The sequence below is a fragment of the Aquimarina rhabdastrellae genome (assembly GCA_947387485.1).
In the GTDB taxonomy this organism is placed as follows: Bacteria; Bacteroidota; Bacteroidia; order Flavobacteriales; family Flavobacteriaceae; genus Aquimarina.
In genome coordinates, this window is the sequence record CANDNT010000006.1 from 206,041 (window position 1) to 226,984 (window position 20,944).

The 20,944-nt window shown below is 32.6% G+C and carries 18 protein-coding genes and 1 pseudogene; 10 read left to right on the plus strand and 9 right to left on the minus strand.

Translation table 11 applies throughout. The annotated features are described in order from the left end of the window. Positions 1–111: 111 nt before the first annotated feature. From ACYEKI_RS11780 to ACYEKI_RS11795, 4 genes are all read right to left on the minus strand, one after another. On the minus strand, positions 112–552 hold the full coding sequence (locus tag ACYEKI_RS11780) for a hypothetical protein (RefSeq protein ID WP_459211391.1): 441 nt from the start codon (positions 550–552) through the stop codon (positions 112–114). Positions 553–579: 27 nt separating this feature from the next. Next, complete coding sequence (locus ACYEKI_RS11785) at positions 580–1,848, minus strand: hypothetical protein (protein ID WP_459211392.1); 1,269 nt, start codon at positions 1,846–1,848, stop codon at positions 580–582. A gap of 216 nt (positions 1,849–2,064) precedes the next feature. Further along, entirely contained in the window at positions 2,065–4,749 is a 2,685-nt protein-coding gene (locus ACYEKI_RS11790; RefSeq protein WP_459211393.1) for an AsmA family protein, read from the minus strand. A gap of 263 nt (positions 4,750–5,012) precedes the next feature. Continuing rightward, positions 5,013–5,717, minus strand: a complete 705-nt coding sequence (locus tag ACYEKI_RS11795; RefSeq protein WP_459211394.1) for a queuosine precursor transporter — start codon at positions 5,715–5,717, stop codon at positions 5,013–5,015. Between the two features lie 115 nt (positions 5,718–5,832). Here ACYEKI_RS11795 and folK point away from each other — a divergent pair, with 115 nt between their 5' ends. After that, positions 5,833–6,960, plus strand: a complete 1,128-nt coding sequence (folK, locus tag ACYEKI_RS11800) for a 2-amino-4-hydroxy-6-hydroxymethyldihydropteridine diphosphokinase (protein ID WP_459211395.1) — start codon at positions 5,833–5,835, stop codon at positions 6,958–6,960. A 325-nt stretch (positions 6,961–7,285) separates the two neighbouring features. Further along, positions 7,286–7,579: a GIY-YIG nuclease family protein gene (locus ACYEKI_RS11805; protein ID WP_459211396.1), complete on the plus strand. Its 294-nt coding sequence runs from the start codon at positions 7,286–7,288 to the stop codon at positions 7,577–7,579. 670 nt (positions 7,580–8,249) lie between these two features. On the opposite strand, the gene ACYEKI_RS11810 is transcribed toward ACYEKI_RS11805, so the two are convergent. The 5 genes from ACYEKI_RS11810 to ACYEKI_RS11830 form a co-directional block, all read right to left on the minus strand. Continuing rightward, positions 8,250–8,534, minus strand: coding sequence for a hypothetical protein (locus ACYEKI_RS11810; RefSeq protein WP_459211397.1), 285 nt, complete (start codon positions 8,532–8,534; stop codon positions 8,250–8,252). A 229-nt stretch (positions 8,535–8,763) separates the two neighbouring features. After that, complete coding sequence (locus ACYEKI_RS11815; RefSeq protein WP_459211398.1) at positions 8,764–9,342, minus strand: TIR domain-containing protein; 579 nt, start codon at positions 9,340–9,342, stop codon at positions 8,764–8,766. Between the two features lies 1 nt (position 9,343). Next, complete coding sequence (locus tag ACYEKI_RS11820) at positions 9,344–10,792, minus strand: SIR2 family protein (protein ID WP_459211399.1); 1,449 nt, start codon at positions 10,790–10,792, stop codon at positions 9,344–9,346. Positions 10,793–10,798: 6 nt separating this feature from the next. After that, positions 10,799–11,416 (minus strand): toll/interleukin-1 receptor domain-containing protein, encoded by a 618-nt coding sequence (locus ACYEKI_RS11825; protein ID WP_459211400.1) that lies wholly within the window; start codon positions 11,414–11,416, stop codon positions 10,799–10,801. Between the two features lie 235 nt (positions 11,417–11,651). Further along, on the minus strand, positions 11,652–12,383 hold the full coding sequence (locus ACYEKI_RS11830) for a DUF6261 family protein (protein ID WP_459211401.1): 732 nt from the start codon (positions 12,381–12,383) through the stop codon (positions 11,652–11,654). A 1,358-nt stretch (positions 12,384–13,741) separates the two neighbouring features. Here ACYEKI_RS11830 and ACYEKI_RS11835 point away from each other — a divergent pair. The 8 genes and pseudogenes from ACYEKI_RS11835 to ACYEKI_RS11870 all read left to right on the plus strand — a co-directional run bounded on the left by ACYEKI_RS11835 (position 13,742) and on the right by ACYEKI_RS11870 (position 20,888). Beyond that, on the plus strand, positions 13,742–14,434 hold the full coding sequence (locus ACYEKI_RS11835; RefSeq protein WP_459211402.1) for a hypothetical protein: 693 nt from the start codon (positions 13,742–13,744) through the stop codon (positions 14,432–14,434). Then, a complete protein-coding gene (locus tag ACYEKI_RS11840; protein ID WP_459211403.1) occupies positions 14,431–15,519 on the plus strand; it encodes a hypothetical protein in 1,089 nt (362 codons plus the stop codon). The genes ACYEKI_RS11835 and ACYEKI_RS11840 overlap by 4 nt, the downstream gene beginning before the upstream one ends. A gap of 29 nt (positions 15,520–15,548) precedes the next feature. Then, a complete protein-coding gene (locus ACYEKI_RS11845; RefSeq protein WP_459211404.1) occupies positions 15,549–16,271 on the plus strand; it encodes a hypothetical protein in 723 nt (240 codons plus the stop codon). A 437-nt stretch (positions 16,272–16,708) separates the two neighbouring features. Then, on the plus strand, positions 16,709–17,320 hold the full coding sequence (locus ACYEKI_RS11850) for a leucine-rich repeat domain-containing protein (RefSeq protein WP_459211405.1): 612 nt from the start codon (positions 16,709–16,711) through the stop codon (positions 17,318–17,320). A 505-nt stretch (positions 17,321–17,825) separates the two neighbouring features. Beyond that, positions 17,826–18,593: pseudogene (locus ACYEKI_RS11855) on the plus strand (IS3 family transposase); the annotation flags it as partial. 400 nt (positions 18,594–18,993) lie between these two features. Continuing rightward, entirely contained in the window at positions 18,994–19,194 is a 201-nt protein-coding gene (locus tag ACYEKI_RS11860; RefSeq protein ID WP_459211406.1) for a helix-turn-helix domain-containing protein, read from the plus strand. Further along, positions 19,187–20,668 carry a type I restriction-modification system subunit M gene (locus ACYEKI_RS11865; RefSeq protein WP_459211407.1) on the plus strand — a complete coding sequence of 494 codons (1,482 nt, stop codon included), beginning with the start codon at positions 19,187–19,189 and terminating at the stop codon, positions 20,666–20,668. The genes ACYEKI_RS11860 and ACYEKI_RS11865 overlap by 8 nt, the downstream gene beginning before the upstream one ends. A gap of 1 nt (position 20,669) precedes the next feature. Then, a complete protein-coding gene (locus ACYEKI_RS11870) occupies positions 20,670–20,888 on the plus strand; it encodes a hypothetical protein (protein WP_459211408.1) in 219 nt (72 codons plus the stop codon). The last annotated feature ends 56 nt before the right edge of the window (positions 20,889–20,944 follow it).

The following is a 20,944-nucleotide window of genomic DNA, read 5'->3' on the forward strand; positions in this document are numbered from 1 at the left end:
AATCCATATTTGATTATAATTATTGATAGTTAGGGCGTTATGCATGCATAAAAAAAGCAACGATATTTCGTTGCTTTTTTTATAGAAAAAATCTGTAAATCTAAGGATAAATTAGAAGTTTCCGTTAACTCCCACGCGTATTTTTTTGATTACTTCTTCAAAATATAAGATAGACCAGATAATTTTATCAGTATCTGCATACGGGATAAACTCTGTAATCATCCCTTTGGTATTATTAAAAGATTCCATGGTAGATTTATGATGCTTATCGAGGATTTTTAAATTGTGAGAATTTTCTTTAATTCCTACATCTTCTAGAGTAACATCAGCTTCGTTTGTTAAAGAAAGGTAAGGCATCACGATCACGATTTCTTTAATACGTTCTACATATAGTTTTACTAGTTCTCCTTTTTTTAAGGATTCTAACTCATCTATAGTATGAAATTTATTAATTAGCGAGTGCTGATTAAAAAATGTATTCTTTTGACTTTGGGCGGATGCAATACTCACAGAGAAGAGTAAAGCAAAGACAATAAAATGTACTATTTTCATAATGATTAAGAATTGAATTTTTTATGATTACTGCATCACAGAATAGTTATTCGGTGATCTTTGTAATGTGAATTTAGGCTTTTTTTCGCTTAATGGAGCTATAAAAAGCTCTGAAACTGAGTTGAATCGGGCAGTAAAACGGTTATCCCGTACAATTTGCTCAGATCCAGATTTAGGTTCATAAGAAACTAGAACAGGATCGTTATGCACATTAAAGAAACTATCTAATAAGGAGAACGATTGTTCGATTCCGCTATACGAAGTATAAGACTTATCAAATTTGATCACATTTGCAAAACCAGAAATTCGGGAGTTCTTGAGATGTATTTTAGCCATATTTCTAGCAGAAATAGCCGCCGTTGTATGTTGGAAGTTTTTAGTATCTGATAAATTGATTAATGCCGCATTATGAATAGTAACTGTAGAAAAAGATTTTGAAGACACAAAACTAGAACGTTTATCATAACCATCGATCTCTATAGCATAAGAACCACTAGTATCAGAAATATAAGGATGTCTAATAGCAGCGATGTTTTGTAGCGTACCAGTGTAGCCCATAGTGAGGTCAAAGTCATCATCTTTCGCTTTAAGCGAAACTAAATTCTCCAGAGTAGGAGCACCACCAAAACATTCAAAAGAGTCATCGGCAGAATGGCTTACCATAATATTGTTAATGATAGATTTTGAACCTACAGCATATAATGTTAAACCATTAAGTTCTTTTGAAGCATTGATTTTCTTACCAGGATATTCAATACGTATATAGGATAGGATAGCAGTTTGCTCATCTTTTTTTTGACCGCCAAAAATAGAATATTCAGGATTAAAGTTACCTTCGATAATTCCGGTACCCGATGGAGTATTAACGGGAGCAGAACCTATAATGATGATACCACCCCAATCTCCGCTTTTACGAGAGCGAGCAGCTTTGTCTGATGTAAAAATAATAGGAGCAACCTTAGACCCTTTGGCAATGAGTTTACCGCCTTTGGCAATCACGAGACTTGCAGGGTTTTTATGATCACAACGTATAACCGTTCCTTCTTGTATAGTAAGCGTTGCGCCTTGAGTTACATAAGTATTTCCAGAGATTTTATACACCATATCGTTACTCAAGAATAAATCTTTGTCAATAATATTAGGTAAGGTTTCGTCTGGTTGAGGATACGTAGCGGTGTTAGGGTTAAAGTTAGTCCATCCTCTGGTCCATCTCATAAAGCTATCATTAAAAGTATGTTGAGCGTATACCGGAGTGATTAAAAATAGCAACAGGGTAAAGAATGCAGTAATTTTCATAAAATGATATTTGGTTTTGGGAGTCTAAAAGTAATTGTAAATCCCTGCCTTAAATCAAATACTATTTTATAAAATAGTTAAGCAACCTTTAAGTAAATCTTATATGAGAGTAGTAGTAATCATGGGGCTTAACCACGATTTTGTATAAAGAAAAAGATAGTATATTAATGTGGATAATATACTATCTTTTTTATGTGATTATAAGAAATAAAAAGCTTAGTTATCTTTTTTCTCTTCTTTCTTCTTTTTCTTTTTTCCAAACAAGCCACCTAAGATATCTTTTGCAGCATCTTTGATTGCTTCTTCTTTATTTGTTTGAGTATTGTCTGCATTATTAGTGGTACCATCTTCTTTCTTATCCTCTTTTTTACCACCTAATAAATCGCCGATAAGATCAGTTCCTTTACCTAGGAGTTCGTCTTTAACTTTATCTTTTTGTTTAGCAATTAACTGTTGTGTTAATTGTTGTACAGCATCTTTTGTATCTAAGTTAATTTTAGGATTAGTAAAGTTTCCAGAAACACCTAGAGGAACACCTACAGTCATTTTATTGGCATCGCTAGGATTTACTTGAGCCAGTAATTTTGTTACTTCTTTACCTAGATATTTTGCAGGTAAATCCAGTTTGATATCATAATTCATGTTCATATCAAAACCATGACTACCAGCTACCTTGATGCCGATATCTTCTATTTTAAAATCAAATGGTTTGATATTGATTTTACCATCATCAAAACTAAGTTTTGTTTTAATCTTCTTCAGGTTAAGTTTATCAAGGTTGATAAAACTCAATTCTTGATTAAGGTTATTCAATAAGGGTGTTTGTGTAGAATTTACTTTGGCATTAAGAATTTCTGCCAAGGCATTACCTTTAAGTGAAGTAAGAATAGGTGTCAAGTCTTGACTCAAATCACCACTTAAATTAATTTGAGTAGATAACACTCCGTCAAGCGCTTTGGCAATAGGAGCAAGCCCTTTCATAAGATCTAATCCTGTAAAAGATTGTGCTATGTTGATTTTACTCAAATCTAAATTCATCCCAAAAGATGGTGTTTGCTCCTTAGTAGAAACATTACCAGTAAAACCTACTGTACCACCAAAAATATCTGAAGATACCTTATCCAGTGCAGCAGTTTCGTCTTTTATTTTTACGCTTCCTTTGGTGTTTTTTAAAGTAAGGTTGTCATAATACACCGTATTGGCCTTAAAGTTTAACGTCGCATCGATAAACGAAGGAATCTTTAAGGTTTCTTCTGTAGTTGTAGTCTCGGTAGGCGTTTCGGTTTCTGGTGTAGCAGTACTATCACTGGTACTTTCTGTACTTGCTACCATAAAATCACTTACAGCAAATACATTTGAGTTTACATCAAAAACACCTTTAAGATCTTGCTTAGCAAATAAGAATCCCATTAGATTATGAATAGCTCCAGAAGCTTCAAGATCAGATTTACCCATGGTACTATTCATCTTATCAAGCGTAATGGTCTCTGGTTTAAAATCTACACTAGCAGTTTTAATCTGTAATTCGTTAGGTAAGTCTGGCGAACTGTATTTAAAATCAGTTAAGGTCATATTACCTGTAGTAGTTACCTTTTGATATTGTTCTTTCTCTAGAGAGTTCATATCAAAATGTGTATGGATATTAGCTTTAAGCATACCGTTGAGGTCTTGCTCTAGTTCTAATGGATATGCTTGATCTAGGTGAGAAAGGTTTAAAGAACCATTCATAGTAAGATCAACTAGCATATTTTCTGTAAGATTCTTAAAACTACCATTGGCAGAAAAAGCATCTTGATCTATAGTAAAGGCTAGTTTATCAATTAATACATAAGTATCTTTTACTAACCCTGTAGTATTTTTAATCTGTGTAGCTAGGTTGATGTTACGTACACTTTTAGGTAACTCTGGATATTTAAAAGAGGCATCATTTGCCATGATCGCAATATCTAGTGTAGGGATATGAGTATCGTCTACAATACCTTTTACCACACCTTTAAACCCAAAATCTCCAGAAGTTTTTACACCGTCAAGACTTTTGGCGTAAGCCTTAGGAATCACAGCTAAGAAATTTTTAAAGTCAGATCCAGGAGTAGCAAAGCTCAAATCAACTTCGGTATTCTTTTCGTTAAGCTGTACAAAACCATCAAACGCTAATGGTAACTGGTTGATGTGTGCTTCATTTTCTTTAAACGAATAACGTTGGTTTTTAAGATCCATACCTATGATCGCTTTAAGATCGATATGGTTATTGGTTAAATACTCGGTATTATCCATAGCAACAGAAACCTTGGTATTTGTATCAAGATCAAGATCTGTTTGATCTCCAGAAACAGAACCTTTACCTATAAGGTTAAAGTCGCGTAGAGCAGCATTGATTTTTCCTTTTTCGTCGATATAATGAAAATTACTATTGTTTACAGCAACATGATTAAGGTCAAAAACAAACGAACCACCACTTTCTTCCTCCTTAGGAGCAGGAGTAGTAGGCGTAGTTTCAGAAGTTTTGGCAATATCATAATTAGCATTACCTAGAGAATCGGTTTTGATATTTACAAGCGCTTCGTCTACTATAATAGTATTGACACTTATAGGCTCATCTGCAGACTTAAATAATTCCATGATAGACATCGATAGTCCTAGATGTTTTGAGTAAACAAGGGTATCTCCTTCAAAAGGAGCTTTGTTGATCACCGATAATTGTTCAACAGCAACAGATGCTTTTGGGAAATTACTGATAAGACTAATGTCTACATCACCAAAATCAACCGTAGCATTTACTTGCTCATTAATGGCAATACGTATCTTTTCTTTAATGGTATCTTTAAAGAGAAAAGGGATGGCGATAATCGCAATAATTAAGAGCGCGATAATACCTCCTAGAATTTTGAAAAATTTCTTCATAGCTTAAGGGTTCTTCTTTACAAGTAACGAGTTGATATCTTATATGTTGCGGTATAAGCGTTAACTCTTTGTTAGTTTTTTTTAGATTTGACGGACGTTTAATAGCTACTGCAAATAGTGCACAGTAACAATTTACTTGCAAAAATATTGTATTATTCTCAATAGAGAGAATAAATAAAAGAGAAACTTAGGTTTATAAATAACGATAATAAAACAACCTCTTTAAAGAGCATTAAAATAAAAAGTAGGTATAACCATAATGCTTAATCCAGTGCAATTTCTTCTCCAGTGTTGAGTTTAAAACGACGTTTAAAAAGGTAAACACCTAGATATAATAACGGAGTATCTAACAGCGCTACCAATACCTTAAACAAAAAACCACCTAAGAGTAAAGAACCAAAGAGGTGCCACTCGATTTTACCAAAACCACAAAGCAGCAATAAGACCGTACAGGTATCTATAAATTGCGAAAAGAAAGTAGAGAAGTTATTACGCAACCACAAATGTTTTCCTTGAGTCAATTTTTTCCAGAAATGAAAGATCTGTATATCGATATATTGCGCAAACAAATAGGCAAGCATCGATGCCAACACAGCGATAGGAGTAGCCCCAAAAACCTTATCAAATAAAGTATCATTGATAGGTGACCAGCTTGTAGCAGGAGCAACCGAGGCTACATAGATGATTAAAAGAGAAAAGAAAGAAGCAAAAATCCCTGCAGTTACAATTTGATTGGCTTTTTGCTTACCATAGATTTCGCTAATCAAATCTGTAATCAAAAAAGTAATAGGATAAGGAAGTATCCCTACCGAAATTTCAAACGTATACAATCCAAAAAAATCCCAATGAAAAAACTTTTGAAAAATAAGATTAGAAACTACAAGCGAGGAGATAAATAGCGCTCCTAGAATAAGATAGATTTTATAGGCCAAAAATTTGTTTGTAGCCGATAGCGAAATAGATTTCAAAATTTATAGAATAGTTAATAACACTTTACATAAATGTAAGGTGATGTGAATTAGTTTTACTTAATTTGCTCCATTAATAATTAGCAAGCTACTTCTAATTTTTTTTTATTCCAATTTGAGAGAACTATATTTTGTACATATATCGTTAGGGAGCAATGTAGGAGATCGTTTTAAAAATCTTCAAAAAGCTGTAGATGCCATCTATACACAAATAGGTGATGTAGTGTCCTTATCTACGGTGTACCAGACGCCAGCATGGGGGTTTAGTAGTGATGATTTTTATAATGCATGTATTTCTATAAAGAGTTTTTATACTACAGAAGAGATATTAAGACGTTTATTAAAGATAGAAGAGCAGCTAGGTCGTATACGCACAGATGCCTCTGGATATGAACCTAGAACGATAGATCTAGATATCATATTCTCGTCAGAGATTATACAATCGTCTGATACGCTTACCGTACCACATCCCGCAATGCAAGATCGCAAGTTTGTATTACAACCCTTGTCAGAAATTGCAGCAGAGTATGAACATCCCAAATTAAAATATACAGTAGCAGAGTTATTAGAGCGTACCATAGATGATGCGGTAATCACACCGGTACAGCAACAACTACAAAACCCAAAACAGCAATACAACCTATCGCAATATCAATACCTTACTATAGAAGGAAATATAGGAGCAGGAAAAACAAGTCTGTCTACCATTATCTCTCAAGAGTATAACGCAAAGTTGGTATTAGAACGTTTTGCAGACAATCCGTTTTTACCTAAGTTTTACGAAGATAGAGAGCGATATGCATTTCCGCTAGAGATGTCTTTTCTAGCAGATCGATATAGACAACTTAATGATGATATCTCACAATACGACCTGTTTAAGGATTTTATCGTGAGTGATTATGATGTATTTAAATCCTTGATATTTGCAAGTGTAACGCTACACGAAGAAGAATACACCCTCTACAAAAAACTATTTGATATCATGTATAAGGATATGGTAAAACCAAGTCTTTATGTATATATGTATCAAAATACAGAGCGTTTATTGCAAAACATCAAAAAACGCGGACGTGCCTATGAGCAACGTATCCCAGCAGATTATCTAGACAAGATCAATCAAGGATATCTACAGTTTATCAAGACGCAACAGATGCTTAACGTAAAAATAGTAGACATCTCAGAAAAAGACTTTATCGCCAATCGCGAAGATTATATCTGGTTATTAGAACAGATATTGGAGTAAAGAGCCTTCGACAGGCTCAGGCTACGCGTTTGATTTGATGAGTAGTCCTTCGACAGGCTCAGGCTACGAATACGAGTGTATTGGTCATCGAGTTTGTTACGGCTACGAGTGTGTTGGTCACTGAGCCTGTCTGGTCACTGAGCCTGCCGAAGTGACCTAAAAGAAAGAAGTATGTTGAACAGTAGTTGTTGATTAGCCATTGACAAGCACAGGCTGCGTATGTGTGGTCATAGAGCCTGTCTAGTTACTGAGTTTAAGGTTGCTGAGATTGTCTGATCACTGAGCTTGTCGAAGTGAATCACTTTTTTTTCATATCTTAATACATATGAAAGGTTATGTCTACATCTTGTTATGTTCTAATGGTAGTTATTATACAGGAAGTACAATAAATCTAGAAAGACGATTGTATGAACATCATAACGGTATGGGCGCTCGCCATACTAAAAAATTTCCTCCTGTAAAACTTTTATATTACGAAGAATATCCTCGTATTGATACAGCTTTTAAAAGAGAGAAGCAAATCCAAAAATGGAGTCGTCGTAAAAAAGAAGCTTTAATGCAAGGAAACATTAAAGATCTCATCGCATATTCAAGAAATTATAGTCAATTTGGGAAATAGCCTTCGACAAGCTCAGGCTACGTGTTTAATTTAATGAAGAGTCTTTTGAGATGCTCAGGCTGCGCGTTTGATTTGATAAGGAGTCCTTCGAGATACTCAGGTTACGCGTTTGATTTGATGAAGAGACCTTCGATAAGCTCAGGCTATGTGTTTGATTTGATGAGTAGTCCTTCGACAAGCTCAGGCTACGTGTTTGATTTGATAAGGAGTCCTTCGACAAGCTCAGGCTGCGCGTTTGATTTGATGAAGAGTCCTTTGATAAGCTCAGGCTGCGCGTTTGATTTGATAAGGAGTCCTTCGACATACTCAGATTACGTGTTTAATTTGATGAGGAGTCCTTCGACAAGCTCAGGCTACGTGTTTGATTTGATGAAGAATCCTTTGGCATACTCAGGCTACGCGTTTGATTTGATAAGGAGTCCTTTGACATGCTCAGGATACGTGTTTAATTTAATGAAGAGTCCTTTGACATGCTCAGGCTACGGGAAGATGAACACTGAGTTTGTGGTCACTGAGCCTGTCTGGTCACTGAGCCTGTCGAAGTGACAACACTCAAAAACTAACCAACTCATCTCTATTCACTTTTTACTCAAAAACTCATCACTAACTACTCATCACTATAAAACCCCGAGTTACAAGCAATAGCATTGTAAATCGGGGTTTTATGTAATTACTCCTCCAGTAACATATCCAGTCCTGTATATTCTTGATACATATGTGTATGGTTAAGGATATGGAGAAGAGTGAGCATGGTCTCGCCAAATTCATGATCTTGTGGAGTATCTGCCTGTAGTGTTGCCATATAAGTAATGGCATTATGGATATGGTGTTTAAAAAGATTAAGCGCAGTATAATTTGCTATTGGTATTTTGATATACCGCCGGGAGGCTGCATCTTTTTGTAAGGTGGAACAATACGCTTTTTGAAAATGGATAATTCGTTCTTGCGCGTTCATAAACTTGTGTTTTTAGGAATAAAAAGACCCACATGGCTTAGGTGTCCTAATGCACACAAGAGCGCATTTACGGGTGTTTCCACTACCGTCACCATACCACGTGGGCAAAATCTTTTTTAATGTCGTCATGTCTTGTGTTTTTAGGAACCGTAAAGATATAAAAAAAACAGCAGCCTTATGGTTGCTGTTATGATTGGTTTTGTTAGTGTTTTTTATTTGAAATGGATTGTTATTTAACCCATTTATGAAAATTATTAAATCCGTCATCATCGACCCAGCAATAGTCTTTATACCATTTTGATAATGCAAATGATTTCCCCCAATAAGATTTATGAGGTGTTTTGTGTAACTTAATAGGTTTCATATCTCTTGAATAACCCCATTTTTTTATTTTAAATTCAATAGGTTTAATAGTCTTTCCATCTGAACTATATTCAAAACCAAGGAAATCGAAAGGTGATGAACCGAGATCTTTAATAATCCCATTTTTATCCCTTATTCTATTGATATGAACACCAAATAAATTATTACCTTTTTTTATACTTTTAAAGATTTCATATCTAACCCATCTACGATTAAATGTGTTAGTGCCTATCAAGATACAAGTATTAGAAGTGTTTTTCAATTCTTTATTTATTAATCTTTTAATAGCTAAGTCGCTAGTTTTTTTGGCGGTTTCCCATATGGAAGCATCAAAAAATCCTGCCAAATTTCGACTGTTTTTTGTAACCCAGTGATTTCTAACTACGTTTGCTCTGAAATCAATAACATCTTGATAATGAAAACTAAAAAAAACTCTTTTAGCCATATTATTTATTAAGTTTTTTTATTAGTTGAATAATTTCTTTTATCAAATAAGTTGAATTAATATTCTCATCTGATAATTCTTGTATACATTCAAAAATGAAATCATGTTTTGGATAGAATTTTTTAGGATCCTTGGCAATTTCATTAAATATTTTCTTAGTTATATACCCTGTTTTTGCAATTGGTATAGGTATTAATCCATTTTCTATTGCTATTTCAAACTCTCTATAAACTCCATTAGCATCGATTATTTGATTTTGATTGCCCAGTTTATTTCCAAAAATGAAGATAGAAATTCCTGCAAACTTCATCATTCGCTGCCTGTATTCTTCCCATAGAATAGGTAATTCTTTATCCCCTGTTTTAAATTGGGGAAAGGGTTTTATGATTAATTGTCCTTCGGAATGTTTATCAGGTCTTTTATAAATGGCATCTAATGCACCATTAATAACAGCGCTTCCTATACCCCATCCAAACCCATTAACTATTCTAAAACCATTTGAAATAACTTCTTTACTTAAATTGTGAATAAAAGTTTGAGCTTCATTTCTATCCCAGTCGCCATAAACTTCAGCACTACCTGAAATAAACACAGTTTTTTTTCTAAATCTATTTTCTATTTCTTTAAGAATATCGGTTATTTGAGTATAATCTTCGATTTCAAGTGCTTGTATTCCGTACCTTTTTAAATCTCCAATCATTAAAGCTTGTTTTCTAGATTGGTAATTGTAATCAGCTTTACCGTTTTCTCCAAAATCACTTTCTTTATGTTTTCTTATAAAACAATAATGTTGTCTTTTATCCTGAGATAAGGAAACATTAAGTCTACTTAATACATAATCTAAGTTTGGATCAGTAAAGCTGAAGCCTATAAATAAAAATGTTTTAGTTGTTAAATCTCCTGTCAATGCTCCAATAAATTGCTCATGAGTTTTATAATAACTTTCGTATTGTTCTTTTGTTAATATAGCTTCATTAGGTATAGATACGTCACCATGCATTTTATAGATAACAACATCTCTTTTGGGACGTGTATTGGTAAGCTGTTTGATGCTATGTTTTACATCGATAACTTTATTTTCGGTTTTTAATGATTTTTCGATTAGAGTATCGTAATTTGTCGTCCAATAGGTTGAAATAGGTAATCTAGCAAGTATCTTATGATTATCTGTTATATCATTTTCATCAATAAACTCTTCTAGTATTTTTCTATTTAGTTTTGATTTATTACCTCCTTTCTCATTAACATGATATTGAGCTAAAGAGATTAAATCATATTCCTTATTGATTTGTAGACCTAATTCTTCTGCAATATCTTCCATTAATTCAGCCCAATTTACGTAACCGGCGGCTTTAGACATTCCTGCCCCAGCGAATATTGCAGTATTATTTTCTTCTAAGTCAATTATAAAATCCTTTATAAAAGCTTCTATTTCTTTATTAAATTTCATATTAATTTATAATGTATTTCCTTTGATCCATGAATTGAAGTATATATATTTTGATGAAGACTTATGAACACAAAGAGTTTCATTATTTGTCGTTTCTATATTGCCTATTTGAATATAATAATAGATCCCCAAGTATTCGGAACCTTTAAAAGAACTTTTATTTGTTTTAGATATTGGTAAAACAGCTACGGTACCTTTTAGTCCATCAAAATAGCCAAGTTCCCATGGCATCCATTTAGAATTTGATGCGTTTTCTGAAAATGCATAAATTAATGATTTGCAATTTTTCATTCTTTCTCTTAGTAATAAAGCTGTTTCTTTAGTTACATTTGATCTATTAAGTGAAGGATCTTCTATCCAATCAATATATACTGATAGACCTAGCTTTTCAATTTCAAGCTTTAATCCTAATACAATTTCAGCATCATTAGAACTATGAGAAAGGAATATATCATAAGTTGTATCTATTGTATGAGGTGATGTTAACAATTGATATTGAATAGTATTAAACATTGTAAGAGTAAACCTTGCTTTTGCTTGATAATTGAATGAAGTTCCTTCAAATTCTTTTTCAATGTACTTCTTTGCTCTATTGCGTAATCTTCTTTCTGTAAATAATGGCATGTTAAATATATATACAAGTGATATGAAGATAATTAATGATTTTCAAAATGAATTACGGTTTTCCGTAAAACACTAGTATTTTTTTATGGGTAAGCTAAGATAGTATAGCATAGGGTGTAGTTGTATATGGATAAACCTTATAGTTTTTATGGTTTTATTACTTATAAGATACATAAAAAAACACCACTACAACAATGTAGTGGTGTCTGGGGGGTATACTTGTTAAGTTTATGTTCTAGGTCTGGGGATCATCCTCAGCGCTAGTGGGGGTTGTAGTACGATTATCGACTACTTGATTGTATTGTCCTGCCAGAGTACTTATCTGGTTGTCTAGTTCGTCATAAATAGCATTTGTACCTAGTGTAGCATGTGCTTGTATATGGGCTAGTAATGCTCTATAGGCAGTAATGGCTTCTATACGTAATCCTATTATAGTGGTAGTAGGATTGGCAGAGGTCTCGGTCACACGATCGATATACGACTCTGCAAAAGCAGTATTGGCGTCTTGTAGCTCGGTAATCCAGTTACCTAGATTAAGCGCTGTAACCGCATTAGTGAGCTCGGTAGTTGTAGACCAGTCCTCGATAATCTTGCTCAATACTATCGTCTCTTCTTGATAGCTCAGCCGTGGGATATTGTTACCATGTCTGTTAAGATCGTTGCGCAATGCTGTAGAGGCAGTAACCAGTGCAGGGTCAAAATGGTATTGATACGATTCTATATAAGCGCGTATCCCTACTATGGCACGATCTCTACGATCATCAAGTGCAATAAGCTGCTGGGTAATAGCACTGGCTTGACTGCGGTTAAACAAATCATCGATTTGATCTGTTAGTGCTTGCAATTGGTCTCTTTGGGTTTGTAACAGTAATGCGTTAAGGTCTTCTTTGTCTACTATGGTCAATACATCTACTAGGTATTGTAAAAATTCACCATGACGGTAACGTGTAAAATAAGGCGTGTTCATAAGGCAATGTTTTTTGATTACTAATGAATTGTTTTGTGTAAAACACGATCACTTAGTCGATGTGTTTTTGTAAACCTTTCATAACCAATGTTTTTTAATTTGTTTTTTGTGTTTAAGTACCATCTCAAGGTTATAATTGCTTCCTGCGTAGTTGCAGAGCCAATCTCAAGGCAATAATTGTTTCCTGCGTGGTTGCAGAGCGAATCTCAAAGCTATAATTGTTTCCTGCGTGGTTGCAAAGCGAATCTCAAGGCAATAATTGCTTCCTGCGTAGTTGCAGAGCCAATCTCAAGGCAATAATTGTTTCCTGCGTGGTTGCAGAGCGAATCTCAAGGCTATAATTGTTTCCTGCGTGGTTGCAGAGCCAATCTCAAGGCAATAATTGTTTCCTGCATGGTTGCAGAGCGAATCTCAAGGCTATATTTTGTTCATGCAATCGTTGTAAAGCCAATCTCAAGGCTATATTTTGTTCATGCAATCGTTGCAAAGCAAATCTCAAGACTATATTTTGTTCATGCAATCGTTGTAAAGCAAATCTCAAGGCTATATTTTGTTCATGCAACGGTTGCGGCACTATCGTAAATACTGGGATTACGGTAATTTTGATAAAAAGTGGAGAGTGAGTCGTCACTTCGACAGGCTCAGTGACCGATACAAGTCAAAATGTAAAATACTAAATGTAAAAGTTTAAAAGATTTTAATTTATGGTATATATGAATAAACAAATCTCGTTACTAGATAAACTCGATAATAAAAAATAACCGTAGCCTGAGTCTATCGATGAACTCTTTCTCAAAACAAACACGTAGCCTGAGCTTGTCGAAGGCTAATTGCTTGATATTCATTAATCGGTCTATCGAAAATATGCTAGTCACAGAGTTTATTAGTTAATGAGTTTATGAGTGAAAATCTACATTCAAAAATCGTTATTCTTAATTCTGTATTCGATATTCATTATGTATTTAGCGGCCTATCGAAAATATAGCGTAAAATTTGCAATGAGAGAAGCGTAAAAAAGTTTTCACTGTTTGAGCGCTAGCGAGTTTGAAAAGTTTAGCTTCCGAATAATAAATTTAGCTATAGTTTCGTAAGCCTAGACTTTTTTGGTTCTTTTTTCGGCGATGGAAAAAAGAATAAGCTTAATCAAGTCAAAATGTGCTTTTAGTGAAGAGTGGTTAGGGATGAGTTGGTTAGTTTATTAGAGAAAAACTTCTCGATACAATCTTTACAAGATCATTCGAAGTGACAACAGATATCATAGAGAACAACTTATTTTTAAGACGATTATAAAACTATTAGATTTGTGGATAAGGGAAAAGGTTTCTTTGAGGGATGATATATTTTATAAAAACGAATAGATGATAATAGTGTTTTTGATTTTAGGTATTGTAACCTTGATCATTATAGGGATTTATATAAGGCACTTTATGCCATTAAGAAAAGATGAAGAAGGATTTGAATATGTATATGTTGAGAATGACGGAAGCGTAAGAGAGTTGTTAAGAGAAGAACGAGAGTATCTAGAAGAAGAGTTTGAACCCGCCGATGGAGCAAGACCTTATGTTAAATCGAGATATAAAAGTAAAACACCAGATGGAAAAATAGGAGGTTTTATAGCCAGAAATAGAGTTCCTAAAAAAATAGATATTATTAAGAAAAAGATGGATAAAGAAATATGGAGACGAAGATGGCTTTTTATGATTAAGGATTTAACAGACTTAGAATATCAAAAACAGACTTGGCTTTATCCTAACAATACAAAACCATACTATTCGTTTGTCGAGTTTATGTGTTCATATTTTGATGATTTAGATATAGGAGATGGGTATGAAAAAGTACTAGCACTTAATTTTGTTTCAATACCAGAATACGAATCAATTGAAAAATGGCATAAATTACTGTCAGTATACAATGCACCCAATGACGATGACTATGATAATAAAGCGATATTACAAGACAAAAAATGGTTGGAGATTATAGCTTTAGGAAAAGAATCAATTGAAAACTTAAAACCAAAATTGAACTCGATAGAAAGGAGTTTGTTGATATGAACAAAATAACTCTAAGTAAAATAGAAGAGTTTAAGGTATTAAGAGGTGATATTGATATAGAGACTTTAGAAGAGTTGATTTTTCAATTATTAAGTTTGGTTTCTGTTAATAATATCTCATGGATAGAAGGTATAGGGTTACTTAATGACTTAATTCATTTAAAAAAGCATGATGGATCTGTGTTGTCCAGTGAATCAGGTGAATTAATATTGAATTGGATAGAAGAGATATATGATAATGCGATTTTTGAAGATATTACTGGAGAATGGTTGGAGTTTTGTGAAGATCAGAATCTTAAAGAAAAAATCCTTACAAAGGAGTTAACTTTTAATACTATTTTTAATATTCATCATAATGTAGATGTATTACCCTTTTTAAAATTAAGATTAGAAAAATCATCAAACGAATATGAATCATCTGTGATAGAACATTTAATAACTAGAGTATATACTTCTAAGGCTAACCAAAAGCAGAAAATTTCAGATCATATATTGGATGAGGTTTTATCAAGAGCTAATAAATATTTAGATTCAATCTATAAAGTAGAAAAAAATAATTACCCTTTATGTGGATTGAGAGAATCTATAATAGAACATAAATTTTGTTATTCGATATCTTGGTGTTTAAAATCGGAGAAATATATGTCACCTGTTAAAAAAACACAGTTTATAGGCAGTGGAGATATCTTATTAAGTAAAGAAGGAAATCATATAGAGTTTACCGGATCATCTCCATCTGTTGATTGGATAAAAAAGTTTGAGTTAAAAATAAGAAATCTAGAAGAATATTGGTCTGTTCAAATTCCTTTTGAAAATAAATGGTTTAATGAGTTCGTAGAAATTTTTGATGTGAGTCCAAATACTATTCAAGATATGGTAATAGAAAATAAAATCATTCTTGAAGAGAAAATCGACACAGAAGATTTTTTAGGAATCACATACAGAGATTTAGGTTTTTTTGATGATGAAAGTGCTAATGAGTATGTTTACAATCCTAGTTTTATAGATATTGTAAAAAAGCTTAACAAACTAGGAATCAATTGTAATGTTCAAATAATAAATAAAAGAAGAAATAACAGCATATAAATAATATAAAACCAAACATCAATTAAAAAATGGAAACACAATATCAAATAAAAGAAAATGGATTTGATGAAATCAAAAAGAAAATAATCCTTAGAGTAGTTCCTATTGCATTAATAGCAATGATAGGAGGATTAACAATTGGGCATTTTACTACTAATGGTCAATCTTCAAACATGAACGTATTACCATTCCTTATACCATTTATTATAGTTATAATGGCATTGGGTATAAGAAAAGGAGTTAAAAGACAAAAAGATATCTTTAACTCTTACAAATTGATAATTGATAATCAAAAAATCATTAGGCAACAGCATTTAACACCAGATATAGAAATACCTCTTGAGGAGATCAAGGAAATAATAAAAAATAAAAATGGGACATTTATCATTAAAGGAGAAAAATTGAGTAATACGATTGGTATACCTTCTCAATTAGAAAAAATTGAGGAAGTAGAAGTAAAATTGGCAGAAATTACTAAAATAATACAGAATGATAAGAAGCCTTTTTTACAAAGATTCTTCTGGGTGATACCAATATTAACAGTTGGATTATTAATGAGTGTTTATATATCAGAAAATAAAATTCTTGTTGGTTTTTCTACAATTGTGTTAATTCTAGGAGCGATCTACTCGTTAATTAGTACTCAACGAAGTAAACATGTTGATAGCAAAACAAAAAAAGGGATATGGTTTATCATACTCGTTCTTTTCTCAGTTATAACAGTATCCTATATTAAGCTTTTTGGAAATTAAAAAGCGGTCAACCCTATTTAGGGATATACATCAAATCAAAAATCGTTATTCTTGATTCGATATTCATTATTTATTTAGCGGCCTATCGAAAATATAGCGTAAAATTTGCAATGAGAGAAGCGTAAAAAAGTTTTCACTGTTTGAGCGCTAGCGAGTTTGAAAAGTTTAGCTTCCGAATAATAAATTTAGCTATAGTTTCGTAAGCCTAGACTTTTTTGGTTCTTTTTTCGGCGATGGAAAAAAGAATAAACCTAATCAAGTCAAAATGTGTTTTTAGTGAAAAGTGATTAGAGATGAGTCTATGAGTTTTTAATTAAAAAACTTTATTCGATATTTACAATGATTTGTTCTTACCAGAAAAGCATAAGAATTTGTATAATAAGAAGTAGCGTTCTTAAAAAGAGATGCCTCAACAACTTATAAATAGATAAATAAATATGACAATTGACCCTAAAAAGAAGCTTACATTTGAATTATGTAAAGATGAGAATATGAGAGGTAACGTCACAAGTTTACCAGAGAATATTGAAGAATATATTAATATAACATGTTTTGAAATAGGTTGGAATGACATAAGTGTTTTGCCAAAAAATATAGGGAACCTAAAAAAACTTGAAGAAATTTATATTAATAATAATCAGATTAAACATATTCCAGAATCAATTGGTCAGTTAAAAGAGCTTGAAATTCTTACAATCAATGACAATCCTATTAAATCAATACCCAAAGAAATAAAAGGTTGTATTAAATTAGAAAGCCTAGCCGCTATTAATTGTGAAATAAAAGAACTTCCAGAAGAGATAGGAGAATTAAGAAATCTTAATAGGTTATTATTAAATGAAAATCAACTTTTAACTATACCTAAATCAATATGTGCTCTAAAAAAGCTATATAGATTAGAATTGAGAAACAATAGGATAAAAAAAATACCTGATTGTATATCAAATCTTAAAAACCTAAAACAATTAAATATATCTGGAAACTTGATAGATCAAGATGAATTAGAAAAATTAAGAAACCTCCTTCCTAATTGTGAGATTAGATATTAGTTAATGAGAGAGTTAGTTTTTGAGTAAAAAAAATCTACATTCAAAAATCGTTAATCTTAATTCGGTATTTATTGACTGGCCTATCGAAAATATAGCGTAAAATTTGCAATGAGAGAAGCGTAAAAAAGTTTTCACTGTTTGAGCGCTAGCGAGTTTGAAAAGTTTAGCTTCCGAATAATAAATTTAGCTATAGTTTCGTAAGCCTAGACTTTTTTGGTTCTTTTTTCGGCAATGACATAAAATAATTAAAACTTCAGTAAAAACAAGCTTTTCCAAAGGTTTTTGAAACTTATATTAAAGATTTATTAAAAAAAGACTGTTTTTTCTAAATGATATTAAGAAATAACCTCAACTACTTCAAAAATAAAATCCAATGAACTTTTTAATAGAAAAGAATATTAAATCACTCGAAATATAATTCAATGATTAATATTACATCAAAGTTAAATAAAAAATAAACATCTTGGATAAATAGTTAAAAAGAACTTAAAGAAGTACATCTGTTTATTATTATAAAGCTAAGAGAAAAGACGATTCACAAATCATTGTATTGTTAGATCAGTTGGTGAGTAAACATCCTACCTATGGTTTCAAAAAGCTATACAGAACACTTCGTTTAAGAGGTTATACTTGGAATCATAAACGTATTTATAGAATATATAAATTGATGGGACTTAATATAAAACGTAGACCTAAAAAACGCCTTCCAGCTAGAGTAAAAGCTCCTTTGACACTCCCTATTACTCAAAATATTGTTTGGAGTATGGATTTTATGTCAGATAGTTTAATAGATGGAAGAAGGTTTAGAACACTTAATATTATTGATGATTTTAATAGAGAAGCTTTATGGATTACTATAGCCATCTCAATAAACGCTCACAGACTTATCAGAGAGTTGAATAAACTCATTGATTATAGAGGAAAACCAGAAGAAATACGTGTAGATAATGGTCCAGAATTTACTTCTTTAATCTTTATTGATTGGGCTAAAGCTAATGAGATTAATATTAGATATATCCAACCTGGTAAGCCCATGCAGAATAGTCTTGTAGAACGTTTTAACAGAAGTTATAGAGAAGAAATATTAAGTGCTTATCTGTTCAACAATCTATCACAAGTGAGAAGATTAACTTACCAATGGATAGATCATTACAATTTTTGTAGACCACATGAAGCATTATTAAACTTAACGCCAATGCAGTTTTTTGAACGTTTTAGCAAAGCTAGCTTTGCTAAAAATAATTATATTAAATTTGAAACACTTTCTTCGTAGCTAATTTTGGGGGACTTACACCACAAATCAATATTAAAATCATTTTGATAATTGTTTTTAATATTTTATATCCTTTTTTCATTTAATATTAATCTTTTAATTATCAAAAATATTCTATTATTAAATTTCCAGAAACAATAAATGAGCGAACTATTATTTTCAATTAGTAAAAAGTTCTTTTTTAATCTTTTACAATAGGGGGCTGCTCAGAAACTCCCGTTGTAAAAGATTGCAGTAAAAAACCAACCGCGCATTCAAGCACATTTCCTATTCCGAGCCTTCGGAACAAAAGAACTTTCACTTCCCATTATCCTATTAAGTATTTCAAACATTTTATATCACGAAATATGATATATTAAATCTAAAATCTTAAATTAGGTCTTTCCAATTCTGAAACGAAATGAACAGAATAAAAGTAGTACTAGAAGAAAAAGGAATCAAGCAGACTTGGTTAGCTGAAAAGCTAGGAAAGAGTTACAACATGGTGAATGGCTATGTACAGAATAGACAACAACCACGCTTGGAAGTACTGAATGAAATTGCACGCATACTTGACGTAGATGTGCGTGAATTAATTATGCCGACAAAAGACAATGAATAAAGAAAAAATTACACTTTCACAATTAGAACAATATTTATCAAAGGCTGCATGGATTCTTAAAGGACCTGTAGATGCCTCAGATTTTAAAGTATACATATTCCCCTTATTATTTTTTAAGAGAATTTCTGATGTATATGATGAAGAATATACCGTTGCATTAGAAGAATCTGATGGAGATGAAGAATATGCAAATTTACCAGAATTCCATCGCTTTGTAATACCAGATGAATGCCATTGGAAAGATGTTCGAGAAACTACCACTAATGTTGGTTTGGCTATTGAAAAAGCTTTAAGAGGGATCGAGCAAGCAAATCAAGAATTCTTATATGGTATTTTTGGGGATGCTCAATGGAGTAATAAGAATAAATTATCAGATCGATTATTAATAGATCTAATCGAGCATTTCTCTCAATACGATTTAAGTAATAGCAACGTAGATGCTGACCTTCTTGGTAATTCCTACGAATACTTAATCAAGCATTTTGCGGATTTAACCAATAAAAAAGCGGGGGAATTCTATACACCACGTTCAGTGGTTCATCTCCTAGGCTTAATTCTTGACCCACATGAAGGAGAAACTATTTACGATCCTGCCTGTGGTACGGGCGGCATGCTCTTAGAATGTGTAGATCACTTAAAGGATGCCAAAGAAGATTACAGAACACTGAAGTTATTCGGACAAGAAAAGAATTTGACTTCTAGTTCCATTGCGAGAATGAATATGTTCTTGCACGGCATTGAAGACTTCCAAATTCATAGAGGTGATACCCTTAGAAATCCTGCCTTTTTTGAGGCAGATGGTTTGCAAACATTTGACTGTGTGATTGCCAATCCGCCATTTTCGTTAAAAGAATGGGGAGTGGAAAATTGGTCTAATGATCCTTATGGAAGAAATATAGCTGGTGTTCCACCAAAAGGAAATGGAGACATGGCTTGGGTGCAGCACATGATCAAATCCATGAATGATTCTGGAAGAATGACCGTTGTCTTACCGCATGGTGCTCTGTTCAGAAAAGGTGCAGAAGGAAAAATCAGAAAAGCATTATTAGAGCAGGATATGTTGGAAGCTGTTATTGGGCTCGGGCCAAATATCTTTTACGGAACACAACTAGCTGCTTGTGTGATGGTTTTCAAACAACAAAAAGATACTGATAAAAAGGATAAAGTCTTATTCATTGATGCTTCCGATCAGGTGCGTGTTGGTAGAGCACAGAATTATCTAGAACCAGAGCATGTAACACAAATATTTGATTGGCACAATGCTTTTGAAGATGTAGAGAATTATGTAAAAGTAGCTTCTAAAGCAGATTTAGAGGAAAACGATTACAACCTCAATATTCCATTGTATGTAGAAAAGATAATTGAAGATAACCTCCCAAGTGTTGAAGATGCGCTAGCGGATTTAAAAACTGCATGGAATGAGAGTTTAGAAGCAGAGGAAAAATTTAAAACGATTTTAAAGGAATTTATATAGAATGACAGAAGTACAATTTTTCGAGAAAGTACATCAGAAATATAAAGATTCCAATCATCTACTTGAAGGTGATGGGGGATTTAATATAAAGCGTGGAATGGCTCATGTTATGTCTGGCTATTTGGAAGACCTATTTGCGCTCTACATAGCTCAAAAAGTGAACAGGAAAGATGTTGAATATTTTGTAGACAAGGTCATTTGGAATAGCAACAAAAAATGATACAAAAAAAGATAGCCTGAATGAATACTTAATTTGAGGATAATTCTAATTCTTTT